We start from the raw sequence: 26,420 nt of genomic DNA, 5'->3' as shown, positions 1-26,420 counted from the left end.
ACTGGTCTCGGAACCCGACCGGTCACCCTGCGGGGTCGAAGGGGCAGGACGTGCACCCCGCTGCTTCTCGCTTCGACACGGTCCGGTGGAACCCTGCTCGTTTCGGGACGCGAATCGACTTTTGGAGCGCGGATGGGCGGACGTCCGTCAGCGCACCAGGGCGTCCAGTTCCTTCCGGAGCGCGGCGGTCTTGCGGGCGTACTCCTCGTACAGTCGACGGGCGTCGGGGTCGTCGGTCTCCAGGGCCCAGCTGGTGAAATCGGCCTGCAGGGCCTCCAGGCCCGCGCCCAACGCCTCGCGGCTCGAGGGCTGGACGACCTGCTGCGTGTCCTGGCGCAAGTCCACGTACAGCTGGTCCCCGATCACCTGGGCCAGCATCACCTGGCGGGGGTCGTCCACCCCGTGGCGCAGGAGCTCCTGCTCGAGCCACGCCCGGTCCTTCCCCGCCGCCCGCAACGAGTTGGGAAGAACCTGCCCGTCGGCGATGACCACGTAGGGGAAGGTGGACCGCGACGGGGTCGTGACGCCCGCGGTCTTCGGCGTTAGCGGCTCGTACTCCGGCTTCCTGAGCACGGTGATCTCGCCGTTGGTCTCCATCAGCGCCCAGTCCACCTGCTTCAGGTCGAAGACCTCCTTCTCGCGGAGCAGCTCCATCAGCTCGGCCACCGAGAGCCGGGCCTGCCGCAGCCCCTTCTCCTGGACCTGCCCGCGGGCCACTAGCACCACCGGCTCGCCCTCGATGAACTTGCGCGCGACGTTGCTGGACTGCTGCAGGTAGGCCAGCGCCACCGCCGCCGCCGCCCAGATCGCGGCGCCCACCACGCCGTCCAGGAAGCGGTTCTGCGGGTCGGTGGACGCCTGGGCGGCGATGGAGCCGATGGTGATGCCGACCACGTACTCGGTGAAGGTCAGCTGGGAGACCTGCTTGCGCCCGACGAAGCGGGTCAGGAAGAAGAGCCAGACGAAGGCCAGGATGGAGCGGATGACGACCAGCAGCGTCTCAGGCACCCGCACGTCCCCTCCATGCCGCCGTCCCCGGGCCTTGGTCCCGTCGCCCGCCGGCCACCGGGCGCGGCGGAACCGGATTCCTTCTGGGCAGTCTCTGCTGCCGCGTCGCGAAATACGCGCCCCCGGGGCGGGGGATACTCGCTGTCGACGGCAGCGGTTGGGGGCGGGGTCCCGCCCGCCACGGGCCGGCGGGACCTTGCCCGCGAGGAGGGCCGATCATGACCACCTATGCCAAGCTGCTGCGGGCGGCGGCGACCCTGAAGCGCGTGCGCGCCGGCCTCGACTCGCTGGCCGCCCGGGCGCAGACGGAGGAGGAGCGGGAACGGCTGCGCCGTGCTGCGGCCCAGGCACGGGTGATGGAACAAGGGCTGGAGCGCCGGATCCGCCAGGTGGCGGCGGAAGAACCGGAATACGCGCGCCAGTCGCCGGGTGGCGCGCTGATGGGGGAGCAGGGGGCCGTCGCCGACGGGCAGCGATCGGGGGACGACCGTGCCGGCGACGAAGGAGGGACCCCCCCGAGCGGTTCGCGGGAGGGTGCGCGACGCCCCCGGGGCACCGGCGAGGCTGCGGCCGGCGAGGCCACGGTGGTCGGGCGCGGGACCGCGGGAGGACGCGGCGCGGCGGGCGGCCGGGAGTAGGACGCCATGAAGACACGGCGATACGTGATCTTTGCCGTGCTGGTGGCGCTCGGCTTGGCGATCCTGGTGGCACCGACCTACTTCCGCAAGCCGCTGACCCCCAGCGGTCCGGTGGGACGCGGCATCGCAGAGACCCTGGCGGCGGTTCGGGCGGGCGACTGGGATCGCGCCAGCGCCCAGGCTGCGCGCCTGGAGTCCGAATGGAAGCGGGTCAAGGTGCCCATCGCCATCAACAGCGACGCCACCGCGATCCGGGAGTTCGAAGCGCAGCTGGCCACCCTGCGGGCGGCCATCGAGCTGCGGGATCGGGCGGCGGCGGTGACGGCGCTGGCGCTGATGACGACCCTGGTGGAGGATCTGGGCACCTACTGAGGGGGCGCGGCGCGTGAAGGCCGGCTTCGTCCGGACACGAGGGACCTCGCGCAACCGGTGGCGGGCAGCGCGCATGCCCTTGGGGGGTCGCGGTGTGCGCACACCCCTCGGGTTCGACGGGGTGCACATGCCCTTCGGGGTCGGCGGGGGGCGCATGCGCTTCGGGCTGGGCAGGGTACGCACGCCCTTCAGGGTTGGCGGGGGGCGCATGCCCTTCGGGCTGGGTGGGGTGCGCACACCCTTCAGGGGCGGCGGCGCGCGCAAACCCTTCGGGGTCGGCGCCCTGGTGCTCGCAGTGGCCATCGCCCTGGCCGGGTGCGGCCTGGCACCAGGGGGCGGGCTGCAGGGTGAGCGCCGCGCACCGGAGGGGGCGGCGAAGCCCGACCGCGCGCCGGGGCTCTCGGCCACCACCCTCCCGGTGGTCGACCCCGACTCCGGGGACACCCTGGCCCGCCTCGACGAGCTGCTGGATCGGGCCGCGCTGCGGCCGGGGGCGCGGCAGCCCGACTACCGCCCGCTGGTGGAGAAGGTCCGGTCCTTCATCGCGACGCGGCCCCAGACCTTCGGCATCTACTTCAAGGACCTGCAGACGGGGGCCACATGGGGCATCAACGAGCGGGAGCCGATCCACGCGGCGAGCACCATCAAGGTCCCGCTGGTCCTCTACGTGAACCACCAGGTGGCAGCGGGCCGGGCCCGCATGGACGACCGGGTGGTCTACGAGCCCGACCGCGATCTGACGGGCGGCGCCGGGATCCTGCAGCGGGACGGCTTCCCCGGCAAGAGCTACTCGCTCCGGGTGCTCACCAACCTGTCCATCACCATCAGCGACAACGTGACGACCAACATGCTCTTCCGCCACTTCGGCAAGGAGCGGGTCGGCGAGTTCATGCGCAGCCTCGGCGGCGAGGTGATCTTCCCCGAGGGCCGGCGCATCAGCACGGCCCGGGACATGGGCCTCTATGTGGAGGCCGTGCTGGACTTCGCGCGCCAGCATCCCCTGCTGGGCGGGCGCATGCTCGACGACATGGGGCACTCCATCTTCCACGTGGGGCTGCCCGGGCTGTTGCCCCCCGACGTGTTCGTCGCCCACAAGGAAGGCGACGTCGAGGGCGTGGCCGACGACGTGGGCATCGTCTTCGGCCGGCGTCCGTTCGTCCTGGCCATCCTCTCCAAGGGCGTCGAGGACATCGACCGCGGCTTCGCCGACATCGCCCGGATCAGCAAGATCGTCTACGACTACCAGGAAGGACTCGGCCCGGCACACTGAGGCTCAGCCGAGGAACCGGAGGCCCACGACCGTCCCCAGAATGGTGACGAGGCCCCCGATCAGCCATCCGGTCAGGCGTGTGATCCTCTGATCGACGTCGCGGCGCAGATCCGCGATGGCATGCTGGACATCGCCGAACTCCCGGCGTACGGCCGTGATCTCCTGGCGCATCTCCTGGCGCAGGGCCGCCATCTCCTGGCGCATCTCCTGGCGGGCACCGGCGATCGCCTGGTGCATCGCCTGCTGGGCGCCGGCGACCTCCTGATGCATCGCCTGCTGCACGCCGGCGATCTCCTGGTGCATCGCCTGTTGCACGCCGGCGATCTCTTGGTGCACCGCCTGCTGCAGGTCGGCGATCTCCTGGCGGACGGCGGCGACCTCCTGGTGCATCGCCTGCTGCACGTCGCCGATCGCCTGGCGGACGGCCGCGATCTCCTGGTGCATCGTCTGCCGCACGTCAGCGGTCTCCTGGCGCACGGCGGCGATTTCCTGGCGGACGGCGGCGAACTCCTGCCGCATCTCCTGCCGCACGCCGGCGACTTCCTGGTGCATCGCTTGCCGCACGCCGGCGACCTCCTGGTGCATCGCCTGCTGCACGCCGGCGACCTCCTGGTGCATCGCTTGCCGCACGCCGGCGACCTCCTGGTGCATCGCCTGCTGCACGCCGGCGATCTCCTGGTGCATCGCCTGCTGCGCGTCGCCGATCGCCTGGCGGACGGCCGCGATCTCGTGCCGCACGTCGCCGAGCTCCCGGCGTACGTCGGCGAGCCCCCGGTGGAGGAAGTCCACGTGGCCGTAAAGCCTCTCTTGGTCGCGCCTGATGTCGTCCAAGCGCTGCATCACGAGCCAGAGGGCGTCGATGCGCTCCGGCGGTGCCCCAGGCTCCTGGCTGGCGGCCATCTCGCCCGATGCCATGACGCGCCCCCTCCCGCTCCCCGACCTACGAAGCGTCCCCGCCGACCGGGTCAACCAATATTTTACAGACCGGCGGCGATCCGATCAATGGATGCCAATCCAAGATGCCAATCCAGCCCAGTCGATCTACTCCAGTCCATGCCACCAGGGGCTGACGGGGGGGCGCGTCTAGGCCACGGTGCGCGCCGCGCACGCCGCTGTGCCACGCGGCCCGAGGGCGGAGGCGGTCCGCAGCCCGCGCCGGACCGAGGGCCCGCCCTCAGTCGGCCCGGCCGGGTTCGGTCATGCGCCGTGGGTCCAGCAGGCGGGCCGCCTCCTCTTCCGACAGCAGGCCCTTCTCCAGGACCAGCTGGCGCACCGTGCGGCCGGTGGCGTAGGCCTCCTTGGCGATCTCCGCCGCCGTGTCGTACCCGAGGCGCGGCACCAGCGACGTCACCATGGCCAGCGATCCCTCGATCAGCGCCTCGCAGCGTTCCCGGTTCGCCTCGATGCCGCGCACGCAGCGCTCGGTGAAGGTGGCGACGCCGTTGGCCAGGATCTCGATGGACTGCAGCAGGTTGTGGGCCATCACCGGCATCATCACGTTGAGCTCGAAGTTGCCGTGGGTGTTGCTGACGGCGATGGCCGTGTCGTTGCCGATGACCTGGGCGCAGACCATCATCAGCATCTCGGACATCACGGGGTTGACCTTGCCCGGCATGATGGACGAACCCGGCTGGGTCGGCGGGATCAGGATCTCGCCGATGCCGCAGCGGGGGCCGGAGCCCAGCCAGCGGATGTCGTTGGCGATCTTCATCAGGCTGGTGGCGACGGTCCGCAGCTGCCCGCTGGCCTCGACCACCGCGTCCCGGGAGCCCTGGGCCTCGAAGTGGTTCTCCGCCTCGCGGAAGGGCAGGCCCGTCGCCTCGGCGATGCGGGCGATGGTGCGGCGCGGGAACTCGGGATGGGTGTTGATGCCGGTGCCCACCGCCGTACCGCCCAGGGCCAGCTCGGCCAGGTGCTCGCGCACGGCGCGCAGCCGGCGCAGGCCGTGTTCGACCATGCTGGCGTAACCCGAGAACTCCTGACCGAGGCGGATGGGCGTGGCGTCCTGCAGGTGGGTGCGGCCGATCTTGATCACGTCGTCGAAGGCCTTCGCCTTCTCGGCCAGGGCCTGGCGCAGCGCCTCGAGGGCGGGGATCAGCTTGCGCTCGATCTGCTCCAAGGCGGCGATGTGGATGGCGCTGGGGATCACGTCGTTGCTGGACTGACCCATGTTGACGTGGTCGTTGGGGTGGACGCTGCGCGACCCCAGCTCGCCGCCGAGGATCTGGATGGCCCGGTTGGCGATCACCTCGTTGGCGTTCATGTTGGTCGAGGTGCCCGAGCCGGTCTGGAAGATGTCCAGCACGAAGTGGTCGTCGAGCTTGCCCTCGATGACCTCGTCGGCCGCCTGGACGATGGCGTCGGCGATGCGCCGATCCAAGAGGCCGAGCTCAGCGTTGGTCTCGGCCGCCGCGCGCTTGATCAGGCCGAGGGCCCGGATGAAGGGGCGGGGGAACCGGATGCCGCTGATGGGGAAGTTCTCCACGGCCCGCTGGGTCTGGGCGCCGTAGAGCGCCGCGGCGGGAACCCACATCGCACCCATGGAGTCGCGCTCGATGCGGTAGGCCTGCTCTGCCACCTGGAGCCACCTCCACCAGGACGGGCTGTGCCATCCCGATCATACCACGGGCCGCCCTCACGCCTTGTCCTTCGGCTCTCCGGCCGCCTCGGCGGGCTCGCGCCCGGGGAACAGCACCGACGCGATCACCGAGGTGCCCAGGATCAGGGCGAGGATGCCCAGGGAGGTGGTCGGCGCCAGATGGACCACGTCGATCAGCAGCATCTTCGTGCCGATGAACACCAGGGTCACCGCCAGGCCGTACTTCAGATAGCGGATCAGGGGCAGGATCGCGTTGAAGACGAAGAACAGCGACCGCAGCCCGATGATGGCGAACACGTTGGCGGTGTAGACGATGAACGGGTCGCGGGTGATGCCGAAGATGGCGGGGATCGAATCCAGCGCGAACATCAGGTCCGTGGTCTCGATCAGCACCAGCACGACGAACAGCGGCGTCGCCCACAGGCGACCGTCGCGCCGGACGAAGAACCGGCTTCCGTGGTACTCCTCCGTGACCGGCAGCAGGCGGCGGACCAGCCGCAGCACCGGGTTGCGCTCCAGCGACGCGCCTTCCTCCTCCTTCTGGCGGAGGAACCGGATGCCGGTGAAGATGAGCACCACGCCGAACACGTAGAGCAGCCAGTGGAATCGCTCGAGCAGCGCGGCCCCGCCCCAGATCATCAGGCCGCGCATGATCAGGGCGCCCAGCACGCCCCACAGCAGCACCCGTGGCCGCATCGCGTCGGGCACGGCGAAGAACGAGAAGATGGCGATGAAAACGAAGATGTTGTCCATGCTCAAGGCGTACTCCACCAGGTAGCCGGCGAAGTACTCCGCCATCGCGGTGTTGCCCCGAGCGGATCCGAGCCAGAGACCGAACCCCACCGCCAGGGCGACGTAGAACAGGGTGCGCGTGATCGCCTGCCGGGCGGTGGGGGTCTGCTGTCGCCGACCCAAGCCCAGGTCGAACAGGATGAGCGCCACCACCAGCAGGTTGAACAGCAGGAAGCCCACCGTTCATCCCCCTCCAACAAGAAAGACCTCCGGGTCGCTGCGAGGTGCGGCAGCGCCCGAAGGTCTTGCCCGCGTGCACCGCGCGCCGCGGGCCGGGTGGCGTAGGGTTGCCCCGTACTGACGGCCCGCGGGACCGCGGGCGGCCGGCTCGCCGCCACGCCGCGGCGGGCGGGGTCGAGCCGGTTCGTCCCGCGGCGGCTACTCCCCTTCCGGCTCTTGGACCCTGGTGCGGCGATGGGCCGCCGGCGCCAACGGCCTCGACACCCGGCCCGGCGGTTCGGTCGCCGCCCGGCGGATGCCGGGCCCGGCATGGCGACGGGCGGCGGGCCTTCGCGAACGTGGCGACGTCCGCAGGCCCACGGCGATCGCCGACTCTGCCGACTCTAGCTTTTCATTATACTGGGTGGAGACGGCGCTGGGAATGGAACCGGGATCACCGGGAGACATCGCGGGGAAGTGGAGTGGAGCTCCTTGGCGTGGATCGGTGTCGCCCTGGGCGGCGCGGCGGGGGCGGTCGTCCGCTATGGACTCAGCCAGCTGCTCGCCCAACGGATGGGAGCCTTCCCGTGGGCCACGCTGGCGATCAACGTGACGGGGTCGTTCATCCTGGCCTTCTTGCACCCGTGGCTGTTGAGCACGGTGGCCGCGCCGGCCCTGCGGGTGGCGCTCACCAGCGGCTTCGTCGGGGCGTACACGACCTTCTCGACGATGACGTGGGAGGCGCTGGTGCTGGTGCGCGAGGGGCAGCCCGCGGTCGCGGCCGTCTACCTCGGGACCAGCCTGGCCCTGGGCATGCTGGCGGCGTGGATGGGCTGGGCCGCGGCGCTGGCCCTGGGGGCGCGCTCGTGATGCAGGGCGGGAGGCCATGCCGGCGGGGGCGTGACGGGCAGACCCGCCGAGGAAGCGCAACGCGGTGGTGAGCCCGCAGGGCCGGCCGCACCGGGCAGGCGGGCAGCCCGCCGACGCGGGGCGGACCCCCGGCCCGTCGACGGCGGGGGAACCTGGGGATCGGGGCCAGGACCGCCGGCCGGAGAGGGGTGGAGGCCATGGGGATCCAGGCGCCCGCGCAGCGCTTGACCGTCTATGTCGGCGAGACGGACCGCTGGCAGGGGCAGCCGCTGTATCACGCCATCGTGTTGAAGGCGCGGGAGCTCGGGCTCGCCGGGGCCACGGTCTACCGGGGCATCGAGGGCTTCGGCGCCAACAGCCGCGTCCACACGGCACGGGTGCTGGAGCTCTCCGGGGACCTCCCCGTCATCGTGGAGATCATCGACCACGCGGACCGGTTGCGGCAGATCCTGCCCTTCCTCGACGAGGCGGTGCAGGAGGGGCTGGTGGTCCTCGAAGACGTGGAGGTCGTGGCCTACCGGAGGAACCGGTCGCGGGGGCGACGGCCCGCGGGCGGCGACCACCGGGGGGACGGGGCGGGCTAGGGTTCGGCGCGAATCACCACCCGGGCCACCATCCCGTTCTTGCGGTGGCCCGGCATGCCACACCAGATGGGGAACGCGCCCGCTTCCGCGGGGGCGGTCCACTCCACCACCCGCCGCTGACCCGGCGGCAGCTCGAGGTCCGGCCCCAGCTTGCCTGCCGACTCGAGGCGGTGGGGGAGGCGGGGGTCGGCGTTGACCACTTCGAGGCGGACCGTCTCCCCGGGGCGCACCACGATCTCGGCGGGTTCGATGCGGAACTCCGGGGTGAGGGTCAGGGTCAGGCTGCGCGGACCCCAGGGACGCCCTCCGCATCCTGCGGCGAGGAGCACCAGGATGGCGGCCAGGGCGGCGAGGGCCCGGCAGGCCGGGATGCGGGGCCCGAGGCGCGAGGGATCCCGCCGGACGACGGCGGCCTCGGGCCCCGCGACGCCGTCCCCGGGGCTGGGGTTCCACGGGGTGCCGCCGGCGGGCGAGCCGCGGCGGGCGGGTGCGACCGGGGTGCGGGCCCTCGGGCGGCGGCGGGCCCGGGTCTTCCCGGCCGCTAGGGGGCGTCGGCAGGGACCGGCGGGGGGCAGGGTCCTCATGGTCCTCCCTCCTCGCGGCGCGCCCGTCGCGCCGGACCCGCTCGGAGGCGTTCCGGCGGGGCCGGCGACGGCGGCCCTCGGGGCTATGTCAGGTCTACGCCGGCGGCGCGGGCGGCAGACCGGCACCCGTTGGGCGTCCCTGGCGGGGTGGGCGGCACGAGGCGGCCGAGGGGAGGCGGCACGATGACGGGCGGGTTGCGGCGGTATCTGGCCTGGCGGCTGGCCGTGTTCTTCCCCTTGGGGGTGGCGGTGGTGGGGACCTTCACCGCCCTGCTCCTGGGCGAGGTGGAGCAGCTCTTCAGCCGCGCCTTCCTGCCCACCCTGGTGCTGGGGCTGGTGGTGGCCGCCGGGACGGGGGCGGGGCTGGGGTGGGCCATCGCCGGGCGGGTCACGCGGCCGGTGCAGGAGCTGGTGGACGGCGCCCGGCGACTGGCCGCCGGCGAGTTCGACCGGCGGGTGCACGTCGAGGGACCGGACGAGCTGGTCACCCTGGCGCGGGCCTTCAACGAGATGGCCGCGCGCCTTCGCGCCACCGTGGACGAGCTGGATGCCGAGCGCGAGCGATTGGCCACGGTGCTGGGGACCATGACCAGCGGGGTGCTGTTCATCGAGCGCGACGGTCGGCTGCGCCTGGCCAACCCGGCCGCACGCCGCATGCTGGACCTGCCACCCCACGCCGAGGGGCTGGACTACGTCAGCGTGACCCGGTCCTACCCCCTGGTCCAGGCCATCGAGACCGGCCTGCGCACGGGGCGCCCCGTGGCCGAGGACGTCACCCTGCCCGCCGACCCGGGGGAGACCCCCCGGCATCTGCGGGTGGCCGTGGTGACGGTGCCGACCCGGGGCACGGCGCCGCCCGCCTCCCCGCGTCGCCGTCCCCCCGGGGCCCTCGACCCCGTCGACGTCGCCGGTGGGCGTGCAGGGGCCAACGCCGAGAGCCGCACCGACGCCACCCCCGCGGCCTTGGCCGGCACCCAGGGGGTCGTGGTCGTTCTCCACGACGTCACCGACATCCGCCGCCTCGAGCAGATCCGGCGCGATTTCGTCGCCAACGTCTCCCACGAGCTGCGCACGCCGGTGGCGGCCATCCAGGGCTTCGCCGAGACGCTGCTGGAGGGCGCGATCCACGACGACCCGGCGACGGCCGAGCACTTCGCGCGCGTGATCCACCGCGAGGCGGAACGCATGGCGCGGCTGGTCCAGGATCTGCTGGACCTCGCGCGCCTGGAATCCCCCGAACCGGGGTTGCGGCGCGAGCCGCTGGATCTGCGGGAGAGCGCCCGCGCCGCCGCGCAGCAGTGGCGACCCCGGCTGGAGGCGGCCGGCCTCGACCTCGTGCTGGAGCTGCCCCCCGAGCCGGTCCCGGTCTTCGCCGATCCCCACCGGCTGGACCAGGTCTGGACGAACCTGCTGGACAACGCGCGGCAGCACACCCCATCGGGCGGCACGGTGACCGTGGTGGTGCGCCGCGAGGAGGCGGCGCGTCCGGGCCCGGCCGCGGGACCAGGGACGCGGGGTGCGCGGGCTGCCGGAGGGGCCGGGGACGGTGCGGCTCCCCGCACGGCCGCCGGATCCCTGCTGCAGGCCGAAGAGGCCGGCCCCGATCAGGCCGGGACCGCCCCGCCGGCCGGGGGCCCCCGGGCTGCATGGGCCGTGGGCGAGGTCCGCGACACCGGGCACGGCATCCCGCCGGAGGCGCTGCCGCGCATCTTCGAGCGATTCTACCGGGTCGACCGCGGTCGCAGCCGGGCGGCGGGCGGGACGGGGCTGGGGCTGGCCATCGTCAAGCACGTGGTGGAGGCCCACGGCGGGACGGTCGAGGCGGAGAGCGAGCTCGGCCGGGGGACCACGGTGCGCTTCCGCCTGCCGCTGCGAGGGCCCGGCGAGGGACCGGACGACGCGCAGCGACCCGGTGGGGAGCGGGCCGGCAGGCCGGCCGCCGGCGGGGCGCGGGGCGGCGAGCGCTCTGGCGAGCCGGGGGCGGGTGAGGTGCGATACGGCGAGCGGCAGCCCGGCGGGCCCTGAACGGCTCCGCGGCCCGGCGAGGCCGGGGCTGGCGGGGCGCGATGCGGCCAGCGGCGGTCCGGCGGGCCGTGGGCTGCCGAGGTGCGGGGCAGCGAGCGGCAGTCCGGCGGGACGCGCTCGCGCGAAGGGGTGGGCGAATGCGCCGCATGCCCCGGAGCCTGCGTGTTAAGCTCCCTTCACGAAACCTTCCGCGAAGCCCCACACGGTCCTAACCCACGCTTGCGGCGGGTGGACTACCCTGGAGGCGGAGGGGCGGTCCGGCGCGGAGGTCGGACCGCCGCGTCGGCAGCGGAAACCCGCGGAAATCGGGAGCGCAGGAGGGTTCCGGGCTTGGATCGAAACGGCTGCGTCGGGCGGAGACTGGACGGGACGTCGGTCGTCGGGGCGTTCGGGCTGGCGGGCGTGCGCCGCGACCGGCGCCTCCCCGGGCGCCGCTGGACCCGGGGCGCCGTGGCGGCGACGCTGGCGGCCGCGCTGGTGCTCGGCGCCTGCGGGGGCGGCGGTGCCGGCGGAGGAGAAGGCGGCCAGCTCTCTGGGACCATCACCATCGACGGCTCCAGTACCGTGTACCCCATCACCCAGGCGGTCGCCGAGGAGTTCATGGCCGAGCACCCCGGGGTGAACGTGACCGTCGGGGTCTCCGGTACCGGCGGCGGATTCCAGAAGTTCACCCGCGGCGAGATCGAGATCAGCAACGCGTCCCGCCCCATCGAGGCCGACGAGCAGGCGGCCGCCGAGGAGGCCGGCATCGAGTACACGGAGCTCCAGGTGGCGCTGGATGGCATCGCGGTGGTGGTCAACCCCCAGAACGACTGGGTGGATCACCTCACCGTGGAGGAGCTGAAGAGGATCTGGGAGCCCAACAGCACGGTCCGCACCTGGCGGGACGTGCGACCGGAGTGGCCGGACGAGCCCATCCGCCTGTACGGGCCGGGCACCGATTCGGGCACCTTCGACTACTTCACCGAGGCCGTGGTCGGCGAGGAGGGCGCCAGCCGCACCGACTACACCGCCAGCGAGGACGACAACCAGCTGGTGACCGGCGTGGCCAACGACAAGTATGCCCTGGGGTACTTCGGCTTCGCCTACTACGTGGAGAACCGGGACAAGTTGCGGGCGGTGCCCATCGACGGCGGCCGCGGGCCGGTGGAGCCCACCGAGGAGACCATCGCCAGCGGGAGCTACACCCCGCTGTCGCGACCGCTCTTCATCTACGTGAACAACGAGGCGTACCGCACCCGGCCCGAGGTACGAGCCTTCGTGGACTACTACCTGGAGGTGGTCGGGGAGCTGGCGCCGGAGGTGGGCTACATCCCGTTGCCGGACGAGGTCCTGGCCGAGCAGGTGGCGAAGCTCGAGGCCTTGCGCTGAGGCCGATGCACGCGCGCGGATGCCCATGCAAAGGCCCATGCGGAACGCGTCGACGTCGCCGCGCGTCGTTGGGGCGGTGCGCGCGGCGCGATGGGGGCTGGCGTGTCGACCAGCCCTTGCTCCTTTGACGTGGACGGGGCGGAGGAGGATGACCGGTGACGGCGAGGGATGACACACCCGCAGCGAGGGATGACGCACCCGCGGGCGGTGGCGTGGCCGGCGGGCGGCCAGGGCGGCCCGGGGCCGGGACGGCTGCCGGCGTCCCCGGCGCCGGGTCCGGGGCCGGACCGCGGGTCGCCGCGGCAGGGCAACAGCCGTGGGACGCCGCCGGCGTCGCCGGCACGGGGTCCGCGGCGGGACCGGGGACGCGCCCGCGACGTCCGGGGCGGGGTGCCGACCGGTGGGCACCCCGGTTGCTGCTCCTCCTGAGCCTGGTGTCCGTGGTGACCACCGTGGGCATCGTGGTCGCCCTGGCCGGCGAGACGGCCGTGTTCTTCCGCTCGGTGAGCCCGGTGGAGTTCTTCACGGGCCGCGAGTGGACCCCGCTGTTCGCCGAGAAGCACTTCGGCATCCTGCCCTTGCTGGCCGGGACGCTGATGATCACCGTGATCGCCCTGGTGATCGCGATCCCGCTGGGCCTCGGCAGCGCCATCTACCTCAGCGAGTACGCGGGCGACGGGACGCGGCGGGTCCTGAAGCCCGCCCTGGAGCTGCTGGCGGGGATCCCGACCATCGTCTACGGCTACTTCGCCCTCACCTTCATCACCCAGGTGGTCCTCAAGCGGCTATTCCCAGACATCAGCGTGTTCAACGCCCTGAGCGCCGGGATCGCCGTGGGCATCATGGTGACGCCGCTGATCGCGTCCTTGAGCGAAGACGCCATGGCCGCCGTGCCGCGGCGCCTGCGGGACGGCGCCTACGCCCTGGGGGCCACCCGCTGGGAGGTGGCGCGCCAGGTGGTGGTCCCGGCGGCCCTCTCGGGCATCGTCTCGTCGGTGGTCCTCGCCTTCGCCCGCGCCATCGGCGAGACGATGATCGTCGCCGTGGCCGCGGGCTCCACGCCGCGGCTGACGTGGAATCCGCTGGAGAGCGTCCAGACCATGACCGGCTACATCGTCCAGGCGGCGCTGGGCGACGTGGCCCACGGGGGCCTGGAGTACACGAGCCTCTTCGCCGTCGGCATGACCCTGTTCGTGTTCACCTTGGCGATGAACCTGCTGGCCCTCTACATCCGGGGCCGCTTCCGGGAGGAGTACCAGTGATGGCACGGCACGCGATCCCTGCCGAGCGGGCCGGGACGTCGGGCGTCGGCGTCGGACCGGTGGGGACGGGGGAAGCGGCTGCGCCGGCGGGCGGACGAGCGGCCTTTGGTGTCGACGCCGGACGCAGCCACCTCCTGCGACGGCGCCGCCGGGTGGACCGGTTCTTCCACGGGCTGTGCCTGGCGGCGACCCTGACGGGTCTCGCGGTGCTGGTGGTGCTGCTGGCGGACGTGCTGGCCGACGGCTGGCGGCATCTGGACTGGCACTTCCTGACCAGCTTCGCGTCGCGGCTCCCGGAACGGGCGGGGATCTACGCGGCGCTGATGGGCAGCCTGTGGGTCATCGGCGTCGCGGCGCCGCTGCTGGTGATCGTCGGCGTGGGCACGGCCGTGTACCTGGAGGAGTACGGCGGCGACGGCCCGCTGGCGCGGCTGATCAAGATCAACATCGACAACCTGGCCGGGGTGCCGTCGATCATCTATGGCATCCTGGGGTTGGCCCTGTTCGTCCGGGGGCTCGGGCTGGGGCCGGTGGTGCTGGCCGGCGCGTTGACCATGGCGCTGCTGGTCCTGCCGGTGGTGATCGTCGCCACCCAGGAGGCGCTGCGGGCGGTGCCGGCCTCCCTGCGCCACGCCTCCTACGCCCTGGGCGCCACCCGCTGGCAGACCACCTGGCGCGTGGTGCTGCCGGCGGCGCTGCCGGGGATCCTGACCGGCATCATCCTGGCCCTGTCGCGGGCCATCGGCGAGACCGCGCCGCTGATCGTGGTCGGCGCGGTGACCTACGTGCGCTTCGTCCCCTCGAGCCTGTTCGACCCCTACACGGTGCTGCCGATCCAGATCTACAGCTGGATCACCATGCCGCGCGAGGAGTTCAAGGAACTGGCGGCGGCGGGCATCGTGGTGCTGCTCGGCGTGCTGCTCTGCATGAACGGGGCGGCCATCTACCTGCGCAACCGCTACCAGCAGCGCTGGTAGGCCGCCGGCGAGGGAGGCGACGACGATGGCGGGATGGATCGCGGGGGCCCTGGCACGGACGTTGCAGGAGAAGGCGAGGGGCGCGCCGGTGGAGGCGCCGCAGCGGCTCGCAGGCGCGGAGGCCGCGGGCGCCCGCGACGCCGGTGCGGCGCCGGGGACGGCGCGCGGCGTGGGGCCGCGGGCGGGCGCCGGTTCGTCCGGGGCGGGGACGCCGGAGGAGATCGTGCTGCGGGTGGAGGACCTGCACCTCTACTACGGCGACTTCCATGCCCTCAAGGGCATCACCATGGCGATCCCCGCCCGGTCCATCACGGCGCTCATCGGGCCGTCGGGCTGCGGCAAGTCCACCTTTCTCCGCACCCTGAACCGCATGAACGACATGATCAAGGGGGTGCGGATCGAAGGCAAGGTCTGGCTCCACGACGTGGACATCTACAGCGGTGCCATCGAGGTGGAGGAGCTGCGGGCGCGGATCGGCATGGTGTTCCAGCAGCCCAACCCGTTCCCCAAGAGCATCTACGACAACGTGGCCTACGGCCCGCGCATCCACGGCATCCGCGACCGGCGGCGGCTGGACGAGATCGTCGAGCAGAGCCTGCGCCAGGCCGCGCTCTGGGACGAGGTCAAGGACGATCTGCGCCGTTCCGCCTACAGCCTCTCGGGGGGGCAGCAGCAGCGGCTCTGCATCGCCCGTGCGCTGGCCGTCCAACCCGAGGTGCTCCTGATGGACGAGCCCACCTCGGCCCTGGATCCGGCGGCCACGGCGCGCATCGAGGACCTGGTGACGGAACTGAAGAAGCGGTACACCATCGTCATCGTGACGCACAACATGCAGCAGGCGGCGCGGGTGGCGGACCAGACGGCCTTCTTCCTGAACGGGGAGCTCATCGAGTACGGCCCCACCTCGGAGATGTTCACGCGGCCGCGGGACCGGCGCACGGAGGACTACATCACCGGCCGGTTCGGGTGAGCCGCCCGGTGCGAGGGGAGGAACCGGCATGACCCGCATCTCCTACCACGCCGAGCTGGACGCCTTGCGCCAGGACCTGCTGCGCATGGGGACCCAGGTGGAGGAGGCCATCCGCCTGGCCGTGGACTCCTTGAAGGAGCGCGACGCGGCCAAGGCCCGGCGGGTGCTGGAGCTGGAGGACCAGGCCGACCGCATGGAGCTCGACATCGAGCGGCGCTGCCTCAACCTGATCGCCCTGCAGCAGCCCATGGCCAGCGATCTGCGCCAGATCGGCATGACCCTGAAGGTGATCACCGACCTGGAGCGCATGGCGGACCACGCCCACGACATCGCCAAGGTCACCCTGCGCCTGGGCAGCGAGCCGCTGATCAAGCCCCTGGTGGACATCCCGCGCATGGCCGAGATCGCCGAGAAGATGGTGCGCGACGGCCTCAAGGCCTTCGTGGAGGGCGACGTGGAGCTGGCCCGGGCCATGGTGGCCCGGGACGACGAGCTGGACCACCTCTTCAACCAGATCTTCCGCGAGCTCTTGATGATCATGCGGGAGAAGCCGGGCACGGTGGAGCAGGCGACACAGCTGCTGATGGTCGCCTCGCACCTGGAGCGCATCGGCGACCACGCCACGAACCTGGCGGAGTGGGTGATCTATCTGGTGACGGGCGTGCGGGAGGAGCTCAACGACTGAGGGGCCGCCGAGGTGGGGCATGGTCCAGGGTGAGGGAGGCACGGGACGCCCGGGGCGCGAAGGCTGTCGGGCATCGGCCATCGGTTCGTAGCAGTCGCTACGGTGACGGGCGGCCCCGAAGGCGCCATGATGGCCAGCGGGTGCCCGACGCACCGGTGGCGAGACGGGCCTGCAAGGGGGGTGAGGGCATGGCACAGGCGGTCGCGCGGCGACGACTGCCCGCCGGGACGATCCTCTTCCTCTGCACGGGCAACTCCGCCCGCAGCCAGATGGCCGAGGGGCTGGCCCGCCACTTGCTGGGCCCCCGCTGGGAGGTCCACAGCGCCGGCGTCGAGCCCAAGGGCGTGCACCCGCTGGCGGTGCGGGTCATGGACGAGATCGGCATCGACATCCGCGGCCACACCTCCAAGGCCATCGACCCGGCGCTGCTGGCCCGGGCCGACTGGGTGATCACCCTGTGCGGGGATGCCCGCGATCGGTGCCCCACACCGCCGCCGGGAGCCCGCCACCGGCACTGGGACCTGGAGGACCCGGCGCGGGTCCAGGGCAGCGAGGTCCAGCGCCTGGAGGCCTTCCGCCGGGTTCGGGACGAACTGGCCCGGCGCCTGCGGGAGCTGGCGCGGGAACTCCAGGACGAGGGGTAGGTCGAGCGGCAGGTCCCGGGTGGTCTCCGCGCGAACCCTCGCCCCTGAGGGGCGGGGGGAGCCGCATCGGCGCACGGTCGTGGGAGCTCCCTGCGCGGGCCTTGCGGTCCGCCGCCCCCGGCTGCGGAGAGGCGCGGAGAGGGAGGCGACCATGGAGCGGGCCAGCCCGCGTCAGGCCCTGGGCCGGCACCCGGTGATCCCCGCGGTGCGACGGCAGGAACACCTGGAGGCCGCCCTGGCCAGTCCCGCGGCGGCGGTCTTCCTGCTGCACGCCACCCTGCTGGATCTGCCCGGCGTGCTCGACCGGTGCCGCCGCGCGCGCAAGGCCGTGTTCGTCCACTACGACCTGGTGGAGGGGCTGGCCGGGGACCGCAGCGGGGTGGAGTTCCTGGCGCGGTGGGCGCGACCCGACGGCGTGATCACGACCCGCAGCACCGTGGCCCGCTACAGCATCGAGGCGGGATTGGAGACCGTCCTGCGCGTCTTCGCCCTGGACAGCGCCGCCGTGGCGACGGCGGTCCAGGTGATCCGGAAGACCCGTCCCGGCGCCGTCGAGGTGCTGCCCGCCTCCCTGCCCGCTTGGGTGTTCGCCGCGATTCGGGCGGTCCACGGCGGCCCGCTGGTGGCCGGCGGCCTGATCCGGACGCGGCCGGACATCGAGCGGGCTCTGGCGGCCGGCGCCACCGCGGTCTCGACCAGCGACCCGGCCCTCTGGGCGTCGGCCCCTCGCGGCTAGTCGTGCGCCCCCGATGACGTCCGGCGTCCCGGGTGCGGAATGGCGCCCTGGCGCCGTCGTCCCCTCCCGTGCATCCGACTGCGGCTGAAGGCCGCTCCCCCTGCCGCCTGCGGATCGCTCCCCTTGCCGCTCGCCGTCGTGGCGCGACCGGCGGCCGGCGCGCTCCCCCCGGCGCTTGCGACTTCTCCGAAGCCGAGACGGCCCGGCGGCAGGAGACGGGTTCCTTCGCGGAGAAGTCTCCGCCGTGGAGAGATCCTGGTTCGTCCGCGCAGAACTCGTAACCTGAAGCCCAGGATTCATTCTGCAGAATCCATTGCAAGACGGTGGGGCACCCGCAGGCAGGGGCCGGAGACCTGGGAGAGAGGCCCTGCGCGAGGCGTGGCGTTTCCCGCTTCGCGCAGGGCCTTCGTCGTCAGGGCATGCCTGGGATGACCGGGGCGGTTCGCCGGGGCGGCGGGCCGGGCTGGGGCGGCGGCCCGGGACCCGTCGGCGGCCGGGCGGGGAGGAGGTGAGCGAGGGCGCGTCGGCGCCCGGCGGCCGAGCCGCGGCGATCCGGCGGCGTGGAGCCGGTGACCGCACGGCGAAGGGGTCGGAAACCCTGGAGCCCGCGGGGATAAGAAGGGAAGCGGCCGCCCACACCAATCGAGGGGGGTTGACCGGTGAGTCCGTTTCTCGGCGAGGTGCTCGGCACCGCCATCCTGATCCTGCTGGGCGACGGGGTCGTCGCCAACGTGCTGTTGAACCGGTCCAAGGGCCAGAACGGCGGGTGGATCGTCATCACCACGGGATGGGCGCTGGCCGTGGCCATCGCGGCGTACGTCACGGGGCACGTCAGCGGGGCCCACATCAATCCCGCCGTCACCCTGGGCCTGGCGGCCATCGGGCAGTTCCCGTGGTCCCAGGTGCCATCGTACATCATCGCCCAGTTCCTCGGCGCGTTCCTCGGGGCCGTGCTGGTCTACCTGGCGTACCTGCCGCACTGGGCCGTCACCGACGATGCCGAGCTCAAGCTGGCGGTGTTCTCCACGGCGCCGGCGGTGCGCAGTCCGGGAGCGAACCTGGTGACGGAGATCATCGGCACGGCGATGCTGGTCCTGGGCGTGCTGGGCATCAGCCACCCGGCGAACCAGCTGGCGGGCGGCCTGTCGCCGCTGCTGGTCGGCTTCCTGGTCTGGGCCATCGGCCTGTCCCTGGGCGGGCCGACGGGATACGCCATCAACCCGGCCCGCGACCTCGGGCCGCGCATCGCCCACGCCGTCCTCCCGATCCCGGGCAAGGGCGGCTCCGACTGGGGCTATGCCTGGATTCCCGTGGTGGGGCCGGTGATCGGCGGCATCCTGGGCGCCCTGCTGTTCCAGACCCTGTTCGGCTGATCGAAGGAGGACCGCCCCGTGAAGAAGCTGATCAACCGAGTCGAGGCGGTGGTCGACGAGGCGACGGAAGGCCTGGGACTGGCCCATCCCGATCTGGTGCGGGTCCACCTGGAGCCCCGGTACGTGGCGCGCGCCGATGCGCCGGTCCAGGGGAAGGTGGCCCTGATCTCGGGGGGCGGCTCCGGCCACGAGCCGCTGCACGGCGGCTACGTGGGCCGCGGCATGCTGGACGCGGCCTGCCCCGGCGAGGTGTTCACCAGCCCCGTGCCCGACCAGATGGTGGAAGCCGCCAAGGCGGTGCACGGCGGCGCCGGCGTCCTGTTCATTGTGAAGAACTACACCGGCGACGTGATGAACTTCGAGCTGGCGGCCGAGCTTTTGCAGGCGGAGGGCATCGAGGTGCGCTCGGTGCTGGTGGCCGACGACGTGGCGGTGGAAGACTCCCTCTACACCGCCGGCCGCCGGGGTGTGGGCGGGACCGTGTTCGTCGAGAAGATCGCCGGCGCCGCGGCCGAGGCGGGCGCCTCCCTGGACGAGGTGGAGCGCATCGCCCGCAGGGTCAGCGAGAACGTGCGGTCCATGGGCATGGCCCTGACCTCGTGCACGGTGCCGGCCAAGGGCTCGCCCACCTTCGAGCTCGGCGAGGACGAGATGGAGATCGGCATCGGCATCCACGGCGAGCCGGGGCGTGAGCGGATGAAGCTGCGACCCGCCGACGAGATCACCGCGATGCTCGCCGGCCCCGTGATCGACGACCTGGGCCTCCAAGCCGGCGAGCAGGTGATCGCCATGGTCAACGGCATGGGCGGCACGCCGCTCATGGAGCTCTACATCGTCTACCGCCAGCTGGCCCAGATCCTGAAGCAGCGGGGCATCGCCATCGTCCGCAACCTGGTGGGCAACTACATCACCAGCCTGGAGATGCAGGGCTGCTCCATCTCCCTGCTGCGGGCGGACGACGAACTGCTGCGGCTCTGGGATGCGCCGGTGCACACGCCGGCCTTGCGTTGGGGGGTCTGAGGTGGGCGGGGCAGGCGAGGTGGCCGGGCGGGGCGTGGACGCCGGGCGGGTGCGGGCCTTCATCCGGCGCTTCGCCCAGCTCGTGGCGGAGCACAAGGATGAGCTGACCGCCCTCGATGCCGCCATCGGCGATGCCGATCACGGGACCAATCTGGATCGAGGCCTCCAGGCCGCCCTGGAGCGGCTCCCCGGCGAGGGGGCAAGCCCGGCGGACCTGCTCAAGGCCGTGGCCATGGCGTTGATCGCCAAGGTGGGCGGCGCCTCCGGTCCGCTGTACGGCACCGCCTTCCTGCGGGCGGCGACCGCGGCGGGCGGCAAGGCCGTCCTGGAGCCGACGGACGTGGCGGCCCTCTTCCGGGCGGCGCTGGCCGGCATCCAGGAACGGGGCAAGGCGGCGGTGGGCGAGAAGACCATGATCGACGCCCTGGCGCCGGCCGTGGAGGCGCTCGAGGCGGCCCTCGGCCGCGGCGCCGACCTCGCCGAGGCCCTGGCCGAGGCCGCCCGGGCCGCGCGGGAGGGCTCCGACCGGACCATCCCCCTGGTGGCCACCAAGGGGCGGGCCAGCTACCTCGGCGAGCGGTCCCGGGGGCACCGGGACCCCGGCTCCCTCAGCGCGGCCCTGATGATGCAGGCGGCGGCCGAGACCCTGGCCGGCGGGAAGGCCCCATGACCGCTGGCCTGGAGGCCAGGGGGCCATCGCCGAGCCCAGGGGGCCAGGGCGGCTCGGCATCCGGCGCGGGCGCGGGGTCGCCGACCCCCACCGCCCTGGTGCTGGTGTCCCACAGCCGCCGGCTGGCCGAGGGGGTGCGGGAGCTGGCGGCCCAGATGGCCGGGCCCGCGGTGCCGATCCTGGTCGCCGGCGGCCTCGACGACGGCACCCTGGGCACCGATGCCACCCGCATCCTGGCCGTGCTGGAGGAGGCCTTGCGTCGGGCGGCCGGGGTCGTGGTGCTGGTGGACCTCGGCAGCGCCTACCTCAACGCGGTCACGGCCCTGGAGCTGCTGGCCGAGGACCGACGGGCCCGGGTGCACGTGGCCGACGCGCCCCTGGTGGAGGGTGCAGTGCTGGCGGCGGTGGCCGCCTCGGTGGGCGAAGCGGCGGCGACGGTCCGGCAGCGGGCCGAGGAGGCCCGGGGGATGCGCAAGGTCCCCGAATAGAACGCGGGGCGGAGAAGCCCGAGGAGGGAACGAGGCATGGCGCGGTACGTCCTCGCCCTGGACCAGGGCACCACGAGCTCGCGGGCGATCCTGTTCGACCGGCAGGGCAGCATCGTGGCGGTGCGCAACCAGGAGTTCCGGCAGATCTATCCGCGGCCGGGCTGGGTGGAACACGACCCCCTGGACATCTGGGACTCGCAGATCGCCGTGGCCAAGGCGGTGCTCAAGGAGGCCGGCGCGTCGCCGGCCGACGTGGCCGCCATCGGCGTGACGAACCAGCGGGAGACCACCGTGGTCTGGGACAGGGAGACGGGCGAGCCGGTGCACAACGCCATCGTCTGGCAGGACCGGCGCACCGCCGACCTGTGCGGCGACCTCAAGCGGCGGGGACGCGAGGCGCTCTTCCGCGAGAAGACGGGGCTGGTGATCGACCCCTACTTCTCCGGCACGAAGATCGCCTGGCTGCTGGACCACGTGCCGGGATTGCGGCAGCGGGCGGAGCGGGGCGAGGTGCTCTTCGGCACCGTGGACGCGTGGCTCGTCTGGAAGCTGACCGGCGGGCGGGTCCACCTCACCGACTACTCCAACGCCTCCCGTACGTTGATCTTCAACATCCACACGCTGGATTGGGACGAGGAGCTCCTCGACGAGCTCGGCATCCCGCGGGCCATGCTGCCCGAGGTCCGGCCCTCCAGCCAGGTCTACGGGGAGACCGACCCGGCCTTGTTCGGCGGGCCCATCCCCATCGCCGGGATCGCCGGCGACCAGCAGGCGGCGCTGTTCGGCCAGGCGTGCTTCCGGCCCGGCATGGCCAAGAATACCTACGGCACCGGCGCCTTCGTGCTGATGCACACCGGCGAGCGGCCGGCCCGCTCGGAGCACGGCCTGATCACCACGGTGGCCTGGGGCATCGACGGCAAGGTGGAGTACGCCCTGGAGGGCTCGATCTTCATCGCCGGCGCGGTGGTCCAGTGGTTGCGCGACGAGCTCAAGATCATCGACAAGGCGGCCGACACCGAGCCGCTGGCCCGGTCGGTGGAGGACACCGGCGGCGTCTACCTGGTGCCCGCCTTCGCCGGCCTGGGCGCGCCGTACTGGGATCCCTACGCCCGCGGCACCATCGTCGGCATCACCCGGGGCACCGGCCGGGCCCACCTGGCCCGGGCCGCCCTGGAGTCCATCGCCTACCAGACCCGCGACGTGCTGGGTGCCATGGAGGCCGACTCCGGCCTGACCCTGAGCGCCCTGCGGGTCGACGGCGGCGCGGTGGTCAACGACTTCCTCATGCAGTTCCAGGCCGACGTCCTGGGCGTGCCGGTGGACCGGCCGGTGGTCAACGAGACCACGGCCCTGGGGGCCGCCTACCTGGCGGGCCTGGCGGTGGGCTTCTGGAAGAGCCGCGAGGAGATCGAGCAGTTCTGGCAGCGGGACCGGCGCTTCGAGCCGGCCATGCCCGAGGACGTGCGGGAGAGGCTGTACGCCGGTTGGCGCCGGGCGGTGGAACGGGCCAAGGGCTGGGAGGAACCGGCCCAGTGAGCCGGACCGGCGCGGCCGGCCGGGGGGCACGCCCTGGGGCGGGGCGGCCGGTGGCACCGGCCGCCCCGCCCCGCGCCCGGGCCTCCTCGCCTCGGGCTCTCGGCCGCCCGGGCGCCCCGGGCGGGGCGCCCGCAGGGGCTGGCGGGCCCGGGGCCGGGGCCCACCTCGCGCCCGATGTCGCGGGCCGCGGGCCGCGGCGGCGCAGCGACGGGCGTGCGGCGGCGGGGGGATCGCGGGAGGCTGCGCCGGCCGGCGGCGGGCCGGCGATGCGAGGGCGATCCGCGGGCAGGAGGCGGTGGCAGTGGATCGGCAGCGGGCACTGGCCCAGCTCCAGCAGGAGACCTTCGACCTCTTGATCATCGGCGGGGGCATCACGGGGAGCGGCGTGGCGCGGGAGGCCGCCCATCGGGGGCTGCGGGTGGCGGTGGTGGAGGCACGGGACTTCGCCGCCGGCACCAGCAGCCGCTCGACCAAGCTCATCCATGGCGGCCTGCGCTACCTCAAGGAACGGGACTTCCGCCTGGTGCGCGAGGCGGTGGTGGAGCGCATGCGGCTGCTGCGGCTGGCGCCCCACCTGGTGCGGGCGGAGTGGTTCGTCTTCCCCGTCTACCGGGGCGACCCCGACCCCCTCTGGCAGCTGCGCATCGGCCTGTGGCTCTACGACCGGTACGCCGGCCGCAGCCTCGGCACCCTCCGCCACCGCATGCTGCGCCCCGAGGAGGTGCTCCGGGAGGAGCCCCTGCTGCGGCGGGAGGGGCTGGTGGGCGCCGGCATGTACGTCGACGCCGTCACCGACGACGCGCGTCTGACGGCCACCGTCGCTCGCCAGGCCGCGGCGGCGGGGGCGGTGGTGGTCAACTACGCCGAGGTGGTCGGCTTCGTGAAGGACGAACGCGGCCAGGTGGTGGGCGTGCGCGTTCGCGACCGCCTGGCCGGCGGGGGCCCCGACCAGGGGGGCGCCACCCCAGGCGAGGCGTTCGTCGTCCGCGCGCGAAAGGTCCTCAACGCCACGGGTCCCTGGGCCGACCACGTGCGCCGCCTGGACGACCCCGCGTCGCCCCGCCTCCTGCGCCTGACCAAGGGCATCCACATCGCCTTCACCCGCGAGCGGCTGCCCCTTCGCCACGCCGTGACCATGCGCGGGCCGGACGGCCGGATCATGTTCGCCGTACCCCGGGCCGAGTTCGCCTACGCCGGGACCACGGATACGGTCTACCGGGACGACCCGGCCCGGCCGCAGCCCGAGGCGGACGACGTGCGCTACGTGCTGGCGGCGCTGCACCGCAACTTCCCCGACGCCGGCCTGGGCCCCGACGACGTGATCAGCGCCTGGGCCGGGCTGCGGCCGTTGATCGACCCCGGGGATGCCCGCGACCCGGGGGCGATCTCCCGGGACTACCAGCTCTACTGGAGCCCCTCGGGCCTGATCACCGTGGCCGGCGGCAAGCTCACCGCGTACAAGGCCATGGCGCGGAACATCGTGGACCGGGTCTTCCCCGAGACCCGGGGCGCGCCGGCGGACGAGGAGCCCCTGCCGGGCGGCCACCGGCCACCGGGGGAGGCGGAGCTGCGCGAGAGGGCGGCGCGAACCGGCCTGCCGGTGGAAGAACTGCGGTGGCTGGCCCGCCACTTCGGCGATGAGGTGGACCGCGTCCTGGGCCACCTGCGACCGGAGGACCTCCAGGCCGGCCCGCGGGCGGCGCGGGTGCGGGCGGCGGTCCGGTACGCGGCGGCGGAGGAGATGGCCTGCACCCTGGCCGACGCCCTGTGGCGACGGGTACCCGAGGCGCTGTGGAGCACCGACAACGGCCGGGGCGTGGCGGCCGACGCGGCGGCGGCGATGGGCGAGGTGCTGGGCTGGGACGAGGCCCGCCGCGACGCGGAGGTGGCCGCCTACCTGGGCCAGGTCCAGGCCATGCACGCCTGGCGGGAGGCCCTCTGAGGCCGGCATGCCGGGCAGGGACCGGGTCGCGGGCCATGTCATGTCACGTGGAGACGCCTGCACCCGTCGCGGTGGGGCGGCATGGCGACCGGGAGACCTACGGCGTGGAGGCGGCGAGGTGGCCCAGGACCTCGCGGGGATCGGGCAGGTAGCCCAGGTCCGGCGCACGCCAGGTCCACCGCACCAGGCCGCGTTCGTCCAGGACGAACACGGCCCGGTCGGCGAAGGGGCCGAGCCCCCAGCGGACGATGGCCACGCCGTAGGTTCGGATCACGCGGCGGTTGTAGTCGCTCGCCAGGGGGAAGGGCACGCGGTACCGCTCCGCCCAGGCCTGGAGGGCGAAGGGGCTGTCGGTGCTGATGCCCACCACCTCGGCGCCGCGGGCGGCGAAGGCATCGTAGTGGGCGGTGAACGCCTCCACCTCGTTGCAGCACCCCGGGCTGAAGGCGAAGGGGAAGAACAGCAGCACCACCGGCCGTCCCCGCAGGTCCCGCAGGCGGAGCCGCCGGTCGCCGACGCCCGCCAGGGGCAGGTCGAAGTCCGGCGCCGGCCGACCGGGCCGGGGCATGCGCCGGCGGAGCCAGCGCTCCCGCAGCCGATCGGCCAAGCCCGGTTCCGGGGGTGGCGAGGCCGGGACGTGGCGTTCGGCGGTGGACACGTCGGCGTTCCCGCGCTCCACACCCTTCACCCCCCAACCCTTTCACCCCGGTGGACGGGGTGCGAGGCCCCGGCGACCCATGGCCTTCCCCGGCCCCGGCCCGGCACGGACCAGGACCCCACGGCGCAATGCGGGCCGGTTGCCCTCCGCCTCGGACCGTCAGACGCGGCGACCTGCCAGGTGAGACGCCATGAAGGTCGGCGTCGATGGGAGCCCATCGCCCTCCGCGCGTCGGACTGCCGGATGCGGCGACCCAGCGGGTGAGGTGCCAGGAAGGCCGGTGCCGATGCGAGCCGGTCGCCCTCGGCGCGCCGGAGGCGGCGGCCGCGGTGTGGTCCGTCCGGAGCTGCGGACGTCCCGCGGCCGCTCACAGGCGGGGCAGGGGCGAGTTCAACTTGTAGCCGTGGCCCCGCACCGTCAGGATCCATTCCGGCTGGCTGGGGTTCCGCTCCAGCTTCTCCCGCAGGTGGCGGACGTGGACGTCCACGGTGCGGGGGTCGCCGAAGGACTCCTCGCCCCACACCCGGTCCAGCAGCTCCTGCCGGGAGAAGGCGCGGCCGGGCTCGGACGCCAGCGTGGCCAGCAGCTTGAACTCCGTCGGGGTCAGCTGGACCCGCTGGCCGTCGCGGTACACCTCGTGGCCGGTGTAGTCGATCAGGATCGGGCCGATCTGTTGGCGGCGGCCCTCGGTCCGGCGCAGGAGCGCCTTGATGCGCGCCACCAGCTCGCGGGGGCTGAAGGGCTTGGTCACGTAGTCGTCGGCGCCCAGCTCGAGCCCCAGCACCTTGTCGATCTCGCTGTCCCGCGCGGTGAGCATCAGGATCGGCGTCTGGACGCCCCGCTCCCGCAAGTGGCGGCACAGGGTGAAGCCGTCGGTGTCGGGCAGCATGATGTCGAGGATGATCACCTGCGGCCGCCGTTCCTCCAGGCGACGCAGCGCCTCGGCGCCGTCCCGCGCCAGCACGGGCTCGAGGCCGTTCCGCCGCAGGTTGTAGGCGACCAGCTCCAGGAGGGACTCCTCGTCGTCGACGACCAGCACGGCGGGTCCGGTCGCCGCCGGCTCCCCAGCCGTGGGGCCGGTCGAACGATGGGAAGCGGCGGCCCTCGACCGACCGAACCCGCCGGGTTGGGCCGCATCGGTCCTGGCCGCAGCCTTCGCACCGGCCGCGGAGCTCGCCGCCCCGACC

The 26,420-nt window shown here is 73.2% G+C and carries 26 protein-coding genes; 19 read left to right on the top strand and 7 right to left on the bottom strand.

Features of this window, described 5'->3' with window-relative positions; genetic code table 11:
* Positions 1 to 147: 147 nt before the first annotated feature.
* A complete protein-coding gene (locus Q5761_RS08355) occupies positions 148 to 1,008 on the bottom strand; it encodes a DUF421 domain-containing protein (protein WP_318750232.1) in 861 nt (286 codons plus the stop codon).
* Positions 1,009 to 1,226: 218 nt separating this feature from the next.
* Between Q5761_RS08355 and Q5761_RS08350 the strand changes: the two genes are divergently transcribed.
* The 3 genes from Q5761_RS08350 to Q5761_RS08340 all read left to right on the top strand — a co-directional run bounded on the left by Q5761_RS08350 (position 1,227) and on the right by Q5761_RS08340 (position 3,288).
* Positions 1,227 to 1,646, top strand: coding sequence for a translation initiation factor IF-2 (locus tag Q5761_RS08350; protein ID WP_135225802.1), 420 nt, complete (start codon positions 1,227 to 1,229; stop codon positions 1,644 to 1,646).
* Between the two features lie 6 nt (positions 1,647 to 1,652).
* Positions 1,653 to 2,018: a DUF4363 family protein gene (locus Q5761_RS08345; protein ID WP_318750231.1), complete on the top strand. Its 366-nt coding sequence runs from the start codon at positions 1,653 to 1,655 to the stop codon at positions 2,016 to 2,018.
* Positions 2,019 to 2,112: 94 nt separating this feature from the next.
* Entirely contained in the window at positions 2,113 to 3,288 is a 1,176-nt protein-coding gene (locus tag Q5761_RS08340) for a serine hydrolase (protein WP_318750230.1), read from the top strand.
* Between the two features lie 3 nt (positions 3,289 to 3,291).
* On the opposite strand, the gene Q5761_RS08335 is transcribed toward Q5761_RS08340, so the two are convergent.
* The 3 genes from Q5761_RS08335 to Q5761_RS08325 form a co-directional block, all read right to left on the bottom strand.
* Entirely contained in the window at positions 3,292 to 4,203 is a 912-nt protein-coding gene (locus Q5761_RS08335) for a hypothetical protein (RefSeq protein WP_318750229.1), read from the bottom strand.
* Between the two features lie 259 nt (positions 4,204 to 4,462).
* Complete coding sequence (locus tag Q5761_RS08330; protein WP_318750228.1) at positions 4,463 to 5,866, bottom strand: class II fumarate hydratase; 1,404 nt, start codon at positions 5,864 to 5,866, stop codon at positions 4,463 to 4,465.
* Positions 5,867 to 5,923: 57 nt separating this feature from the next.
* Complete coding sequence (locus tag Q5761_RS08325; protein ID WP_318750227.1) at positions 5,924 to 6,859, bottom strand: TerC family protein; 936 nt, start codon at positions 6,857 to 6,859, stop codon at positions 5,924 to 5,926.
* A gap of 471 nt (positions 6,860 to 7,330) precedes the next feature.
* Here Q5761_RS08325 and crcB point away from each other — a divergent pair, with 471 nt between their 5' ends.
* Both crcB and Q5761_RS08315 read left to right on the top strand, forming a co-directional pair.
* Positions 7,331 to 7,708 carry a fluoride efflux transporter CrcB gene (gene crcB, locus Q5761_RS08320; RefSeq protein WP_318750226.1) on the top strand — a complete coding sequence of 126 codons (378 nt, stop codon included), beginning with the start codon at positions 7,331 to 7,333 and terminating at the stop codon, positions 7,706 to 7,708.
* A gap of 197 nt (positions 7,709 to 7,905) precedes the next feature.
* Entirely contained in the window at positions 7,906 to 8,292 is a 387-nt protein-coding gene (locus Q5761_RS08315; RefSeq protein WP_135225796.1) for a DUF190 domain-containing protein, read from the top strand.
* Here the strand turns inward: Q5761_RS08315 and Q5761_RS08310 are convergent.
* On the bottom strand, positions 8,289 to 8,876 hold the full coding sequence (locus Q5761_RS08310) for a cupredoxin domain-containing protein (RefSeq protein WP_318750225.1): 588 nt from the start codon (positions 8,874 to 8,876) through the stop codon (positions 8,289 to 8,291). The genes Q5761_RS08315 and Q5761_RS08310 overlap by 4 nt on opposite strands.
* A gap of 183 nt (positions 8,877 to 9,059) precedes the next feature.
* Between Q5761_RS08310 and Q5761_RS08305 the strand changes: the two genes are divergently transcribed.
* The 14 genes from Q5761_RS08305 (at position 9,060) to Q5761_RS08240 (ending at position 24,575) form a co-directional block, all read left to right on the top strand.
* Positions 9,060 to 10,901, top strand: a complete 1,842-nt coding sequence (locus Q5761_RS08305) for an ATP-binding protein (protein WP_318750224.1) — start codon at positions 9,060 to 9,062, stop codon at positions 10,899 to 10,901.
* A 330-nt stretch (positions 10,902 to 11,231) separates the two neighbouring features.
* Positions 11,232 to 12,272, top strand: a complete 1,041-nt coding sequence (locus Q5761_RS08300; protein ID WP_318750223.1) for a PstS family phosphate ABC transporter substrate-binding protein — start codon at positions 11,232 to 11,234, stop codon at positions 12,270 to 12,272.
* Between the two features lie 155 nt (positions 12,273 to 12,427).
* Entirely contained in the window at positions 12,428 to 13,534 is a 1,107-nt protein-coding gene (gene pstC, locus Q5761_RS08295) for a phosphate ABC transporter permease subunit PstC (protein WP_318750222.1), read from the top strand.
* Positions 13,534 to 14,511, top strand: a complete 978-nt coding sequence (pstA, locus tag Q5761_RS08290; protein ID WP_318750221.1) for a phosphate ABC transporter permease PstA — start codon at positions 13,534 to 13,536, stop codon at positions 14,509 to 14,511. Before pstC ends, pstA begins: the two co-directional genes overlap by 1 nt.
* A 25-nt stretch (positions 14,512 to 14,536) precedes the next feature.
* Entirely contained in the window at positions 14,537 to 15,481 is a 945-nt protein-coding gene (pstB, locus tag Q5761_RS08285) for a phosphate ABC transporter ATP-binding protein PstB (RefSeq protein WP_318750220.1), read from the top strand.
* A gap of 28 nt (positions 15,482 to 15,509) precedes the next feature.
* The gene (gene phoU, locus Q5761_RS08280; RefSeq protein ID WP_318750219.1) at positions 15,510 to 16,166 is read left to right on the top strand and encodes a phosphate signaling complex protein PhoU; all 657 of its coding nucleotides are present in this window, start codon (positions 15,510 to 15,512) and stop codon (positions 16,164 to 16,166) included.
* Positions 16,167 to 16,354: 188 nt separating this feature from the next.
* Positions 16,355 to 16,810, top strand: coding sequence for an arsenate reductase (thioredoxin) (gene arsC, locus Q5761_RS08275; protein WP_318750218.1), 456 nt, complete (start codon positions 16,355 to 16,357; stop codon positions 16,808 to 16,810).
* A gap of 151 nt (positions 16,811 to 16,961) precedes the next feature.
* Positions 16,962 to 17,546 (top strand): glycerol-3-phosphate responsive antiterminator, encoded by a 585-nt coding sequence (locus Q5761_RS08270; RefSeq protein ID WP_318750217.1) that lies wholly within the window; start codon positions 16,962 to 16,964, stop codon positions 17,544 to 17,546.
* A 659-nt stretch (positions 17,547 to 18,205) separates the two neighbouring features.
* The gene (locus Q5761_RS08265) at positions 18,206 to 18,919 is read left to right on the top strand and encodes an MIP/aquaporin family protein (protein WP_318750216.1); all 714 of its coding nucleotides are present in this window, start codon (positions 18,206 to 18,208) and stop codon (positions 18,917 to 18,919) included.
* A gap of 18 nt (positions 18,920 to 18,937) precedes the next feature.
* Positions 18,938 to 19,939: a dihydroxyacetone kinase subunit DhaK gene (dhaK, locus tag Q5761_RS08260; protein WP_318750215.1), complete on the top strand. Its 1,002-nt coding sequence runs from the start codon at positions 18,938 to 18,940 to the stop codon at positions 19,937 to 19,939.
* A 1-nt stretch (position 19,940) separates the two neighbouring features.
* Positions 19,941 to 20,609, top strand: a complete 669-nt coding sequence (dhaL, locus tag Q5761_RS08255; RefSeq protein ID WP_318750214.1) for a dihydroxyacetone kinase subunit DhaL — start codon at positions 19,941 to 19,943, stop codon at positions 20,607 to 20,609.
* Positions 20,606 to 21,097, top strand: coding sequence for a dihydroxyacetone kinase phosphoryl donor subunit DhaM (gene dhaM / locus Q5761_RS08250; protein ID WP_318750213.1), 492 nt, complete (start codon positions 20,606 to 20,608; stop codon positions 21,095 to 21,097). Before dhaL ends, dhaM begins: the two co-directional genes overlap by 4 nt.
* 36 nt (positions 21,098 to 21,133) lie before the next feature.
* Complete coding sequence (glpK, locus tag Q5761_RS08245; RefSeq protein WP_318750212.1) at positions 21,134 to 22,633, top strand: glycerol kinase GlpK; 1,500 nt, start codon at positions 21,134 to 21,136, stop codon at positions 22,631 to 22,633.
* A gap of 295 nt (positions 22,634 to 22,928) precedes the next feature.
* On the top strand, positions 22,929 to 24,575 hold the full coding sequence (locus Q5761_RS08240) for a glycerol-3-phosphate dehydrogenase/oxidase (RefSeq protein WP_243123427.1): 1,647 nt from the start codon (positions 22,929 to 22,931) through the stop codon (positions 24,573 to 24,575).
* A 97-nt stretch (positions 24,576 to 24,672) separates the two neighbouring features.
* Here Q5761_RS08240 and Q5761_RS08235 read toward each other — a convergent pair whose 3' ends face one another.
* On the bottom strand, positions 24,673 to 25,254 hold the full coding sequence (locus tag Q5761_RS08235; RefSeq protein WP_243123424.1) for a redoxin domain-containing protein: 582 nt from the start codon (positions 25,252 to 25,254) through the stop codon (positions 24,673 to 24,675).
* A 346-nt stretch (positions 25,255 to 25,600) separates the two neighbouring features.
* Positions 25,601 to 26,272, bottom strand: a complete 672-nt coding sequence (locus tag Q5761_RS08230; protein WP_135225785.1) for a response regulator transcription factor — start codon at positions 26,270 to 26,272, stop codon at positions 25,601 to 25,603.
* Between the last annotated feature and the right edge of the window lie 148 nt (positions 26,273 to 26,420).

The organism is Thermaerobacter composti (assembly GCF_033582035.1).
Classification (GTDB): Bacteria; Bacillota; Sulfobacillia; order Thermaerobacterales; family Thermaerobacteraceae; genus Thermaerobacter; species Thermaerobacter composti.
The sequence above is the reverse complement of the archived record's forward strand: the minus strand, read 5'-3'. Positions and strand labels throughout refer to the sequence as shown.

Coding starts and splice junctions, on each gene's coding strand:
- Q5761_RS08350 (WP_135225802.1), top strand. CDS start 1,227: ATGACCACCTATGCCAAGCTGCTGCGGGCGGCGGCGACCCTGAAGCGC.
- Q5761_RS08345 (WP_318750231.1), top strand. CDS start 1,653: ATGAAGACACGGCGATACGTGATCTTTGCCGTGCTGGTGGCGCTCGGC.
- Q5761_RS08335 (WP_318750229.1), bottom strand. CDS start 4,203: ATGGCATCGGGCGAGATGGCCGCCAGCCAGGAGCCTGGGGCACCGCCG.
- Q5761_RS08315 (WP_135225796.1), top strand. CDS start 7,906: ATGGGGATCCAGGCGCCCGCGCAGCGCTTGACCGTCTATGTCGGCGAG.
- Q5761_RS08310 (WP_318750225.1), bottom strand. CDS start 8,876: ATGAGGACCCTGCCCCCCGCCGGTCCCTGCCGACGCCCCCTAGCGGCC.
- Q5761_RS08305 (WP_318750224.1), top strand. CDS start 9,060: ATGACGGGCGGGTTGCGGCGGTATCTGGCCTGGCGGCTGGCCGTGTTC.
- pstA (WP_318750221.1), top strand. CDS start 13,534: ATGGCACGGCACGCGATCCCTGCCGAGCGGGCCGGGACGTCGGGCGTC.
- pstB (WP_318750220.1), top strand. CDS start 14,537: ATGGCGGGATGGATCGCGGGGGCCCTGGCACGGACGTTGCAGGAGAAG.
- phoU (WP_318750219.1), top strand. CDS start 15,510: ATGACCCGCATCTCCTACCACGCCGAGCTGGACGCCTTGCGCCAGGAC.
- arsC (WP_318750218.1), top strand. CDS start 16,355: ATGGCACAGGCGGTCGCGCGGCGACGACTGCCCGCCGGGACGATCCTC.
- Q5761_RS08270 (WP_318750217.1), top strand. CDS start 16,962: ATGGAGCGGGCCAGCCCGCGTCAGGCCCTGGGCCGGCACCCGGTGATC.
- dhaM (WP_318750213.1), top strand. CDS start 20,606: ATGACCGCTGGCCTGGAGGCCAGGGGGCCATCGCCGAGCCCAGGGGGC.
- glpK (WP_318750212.1), top strand. CDS start 21,134: ATGGCGCGGTACGTCCTCGCCCTGGACCAGGGCACCACGAGCTCGCGG.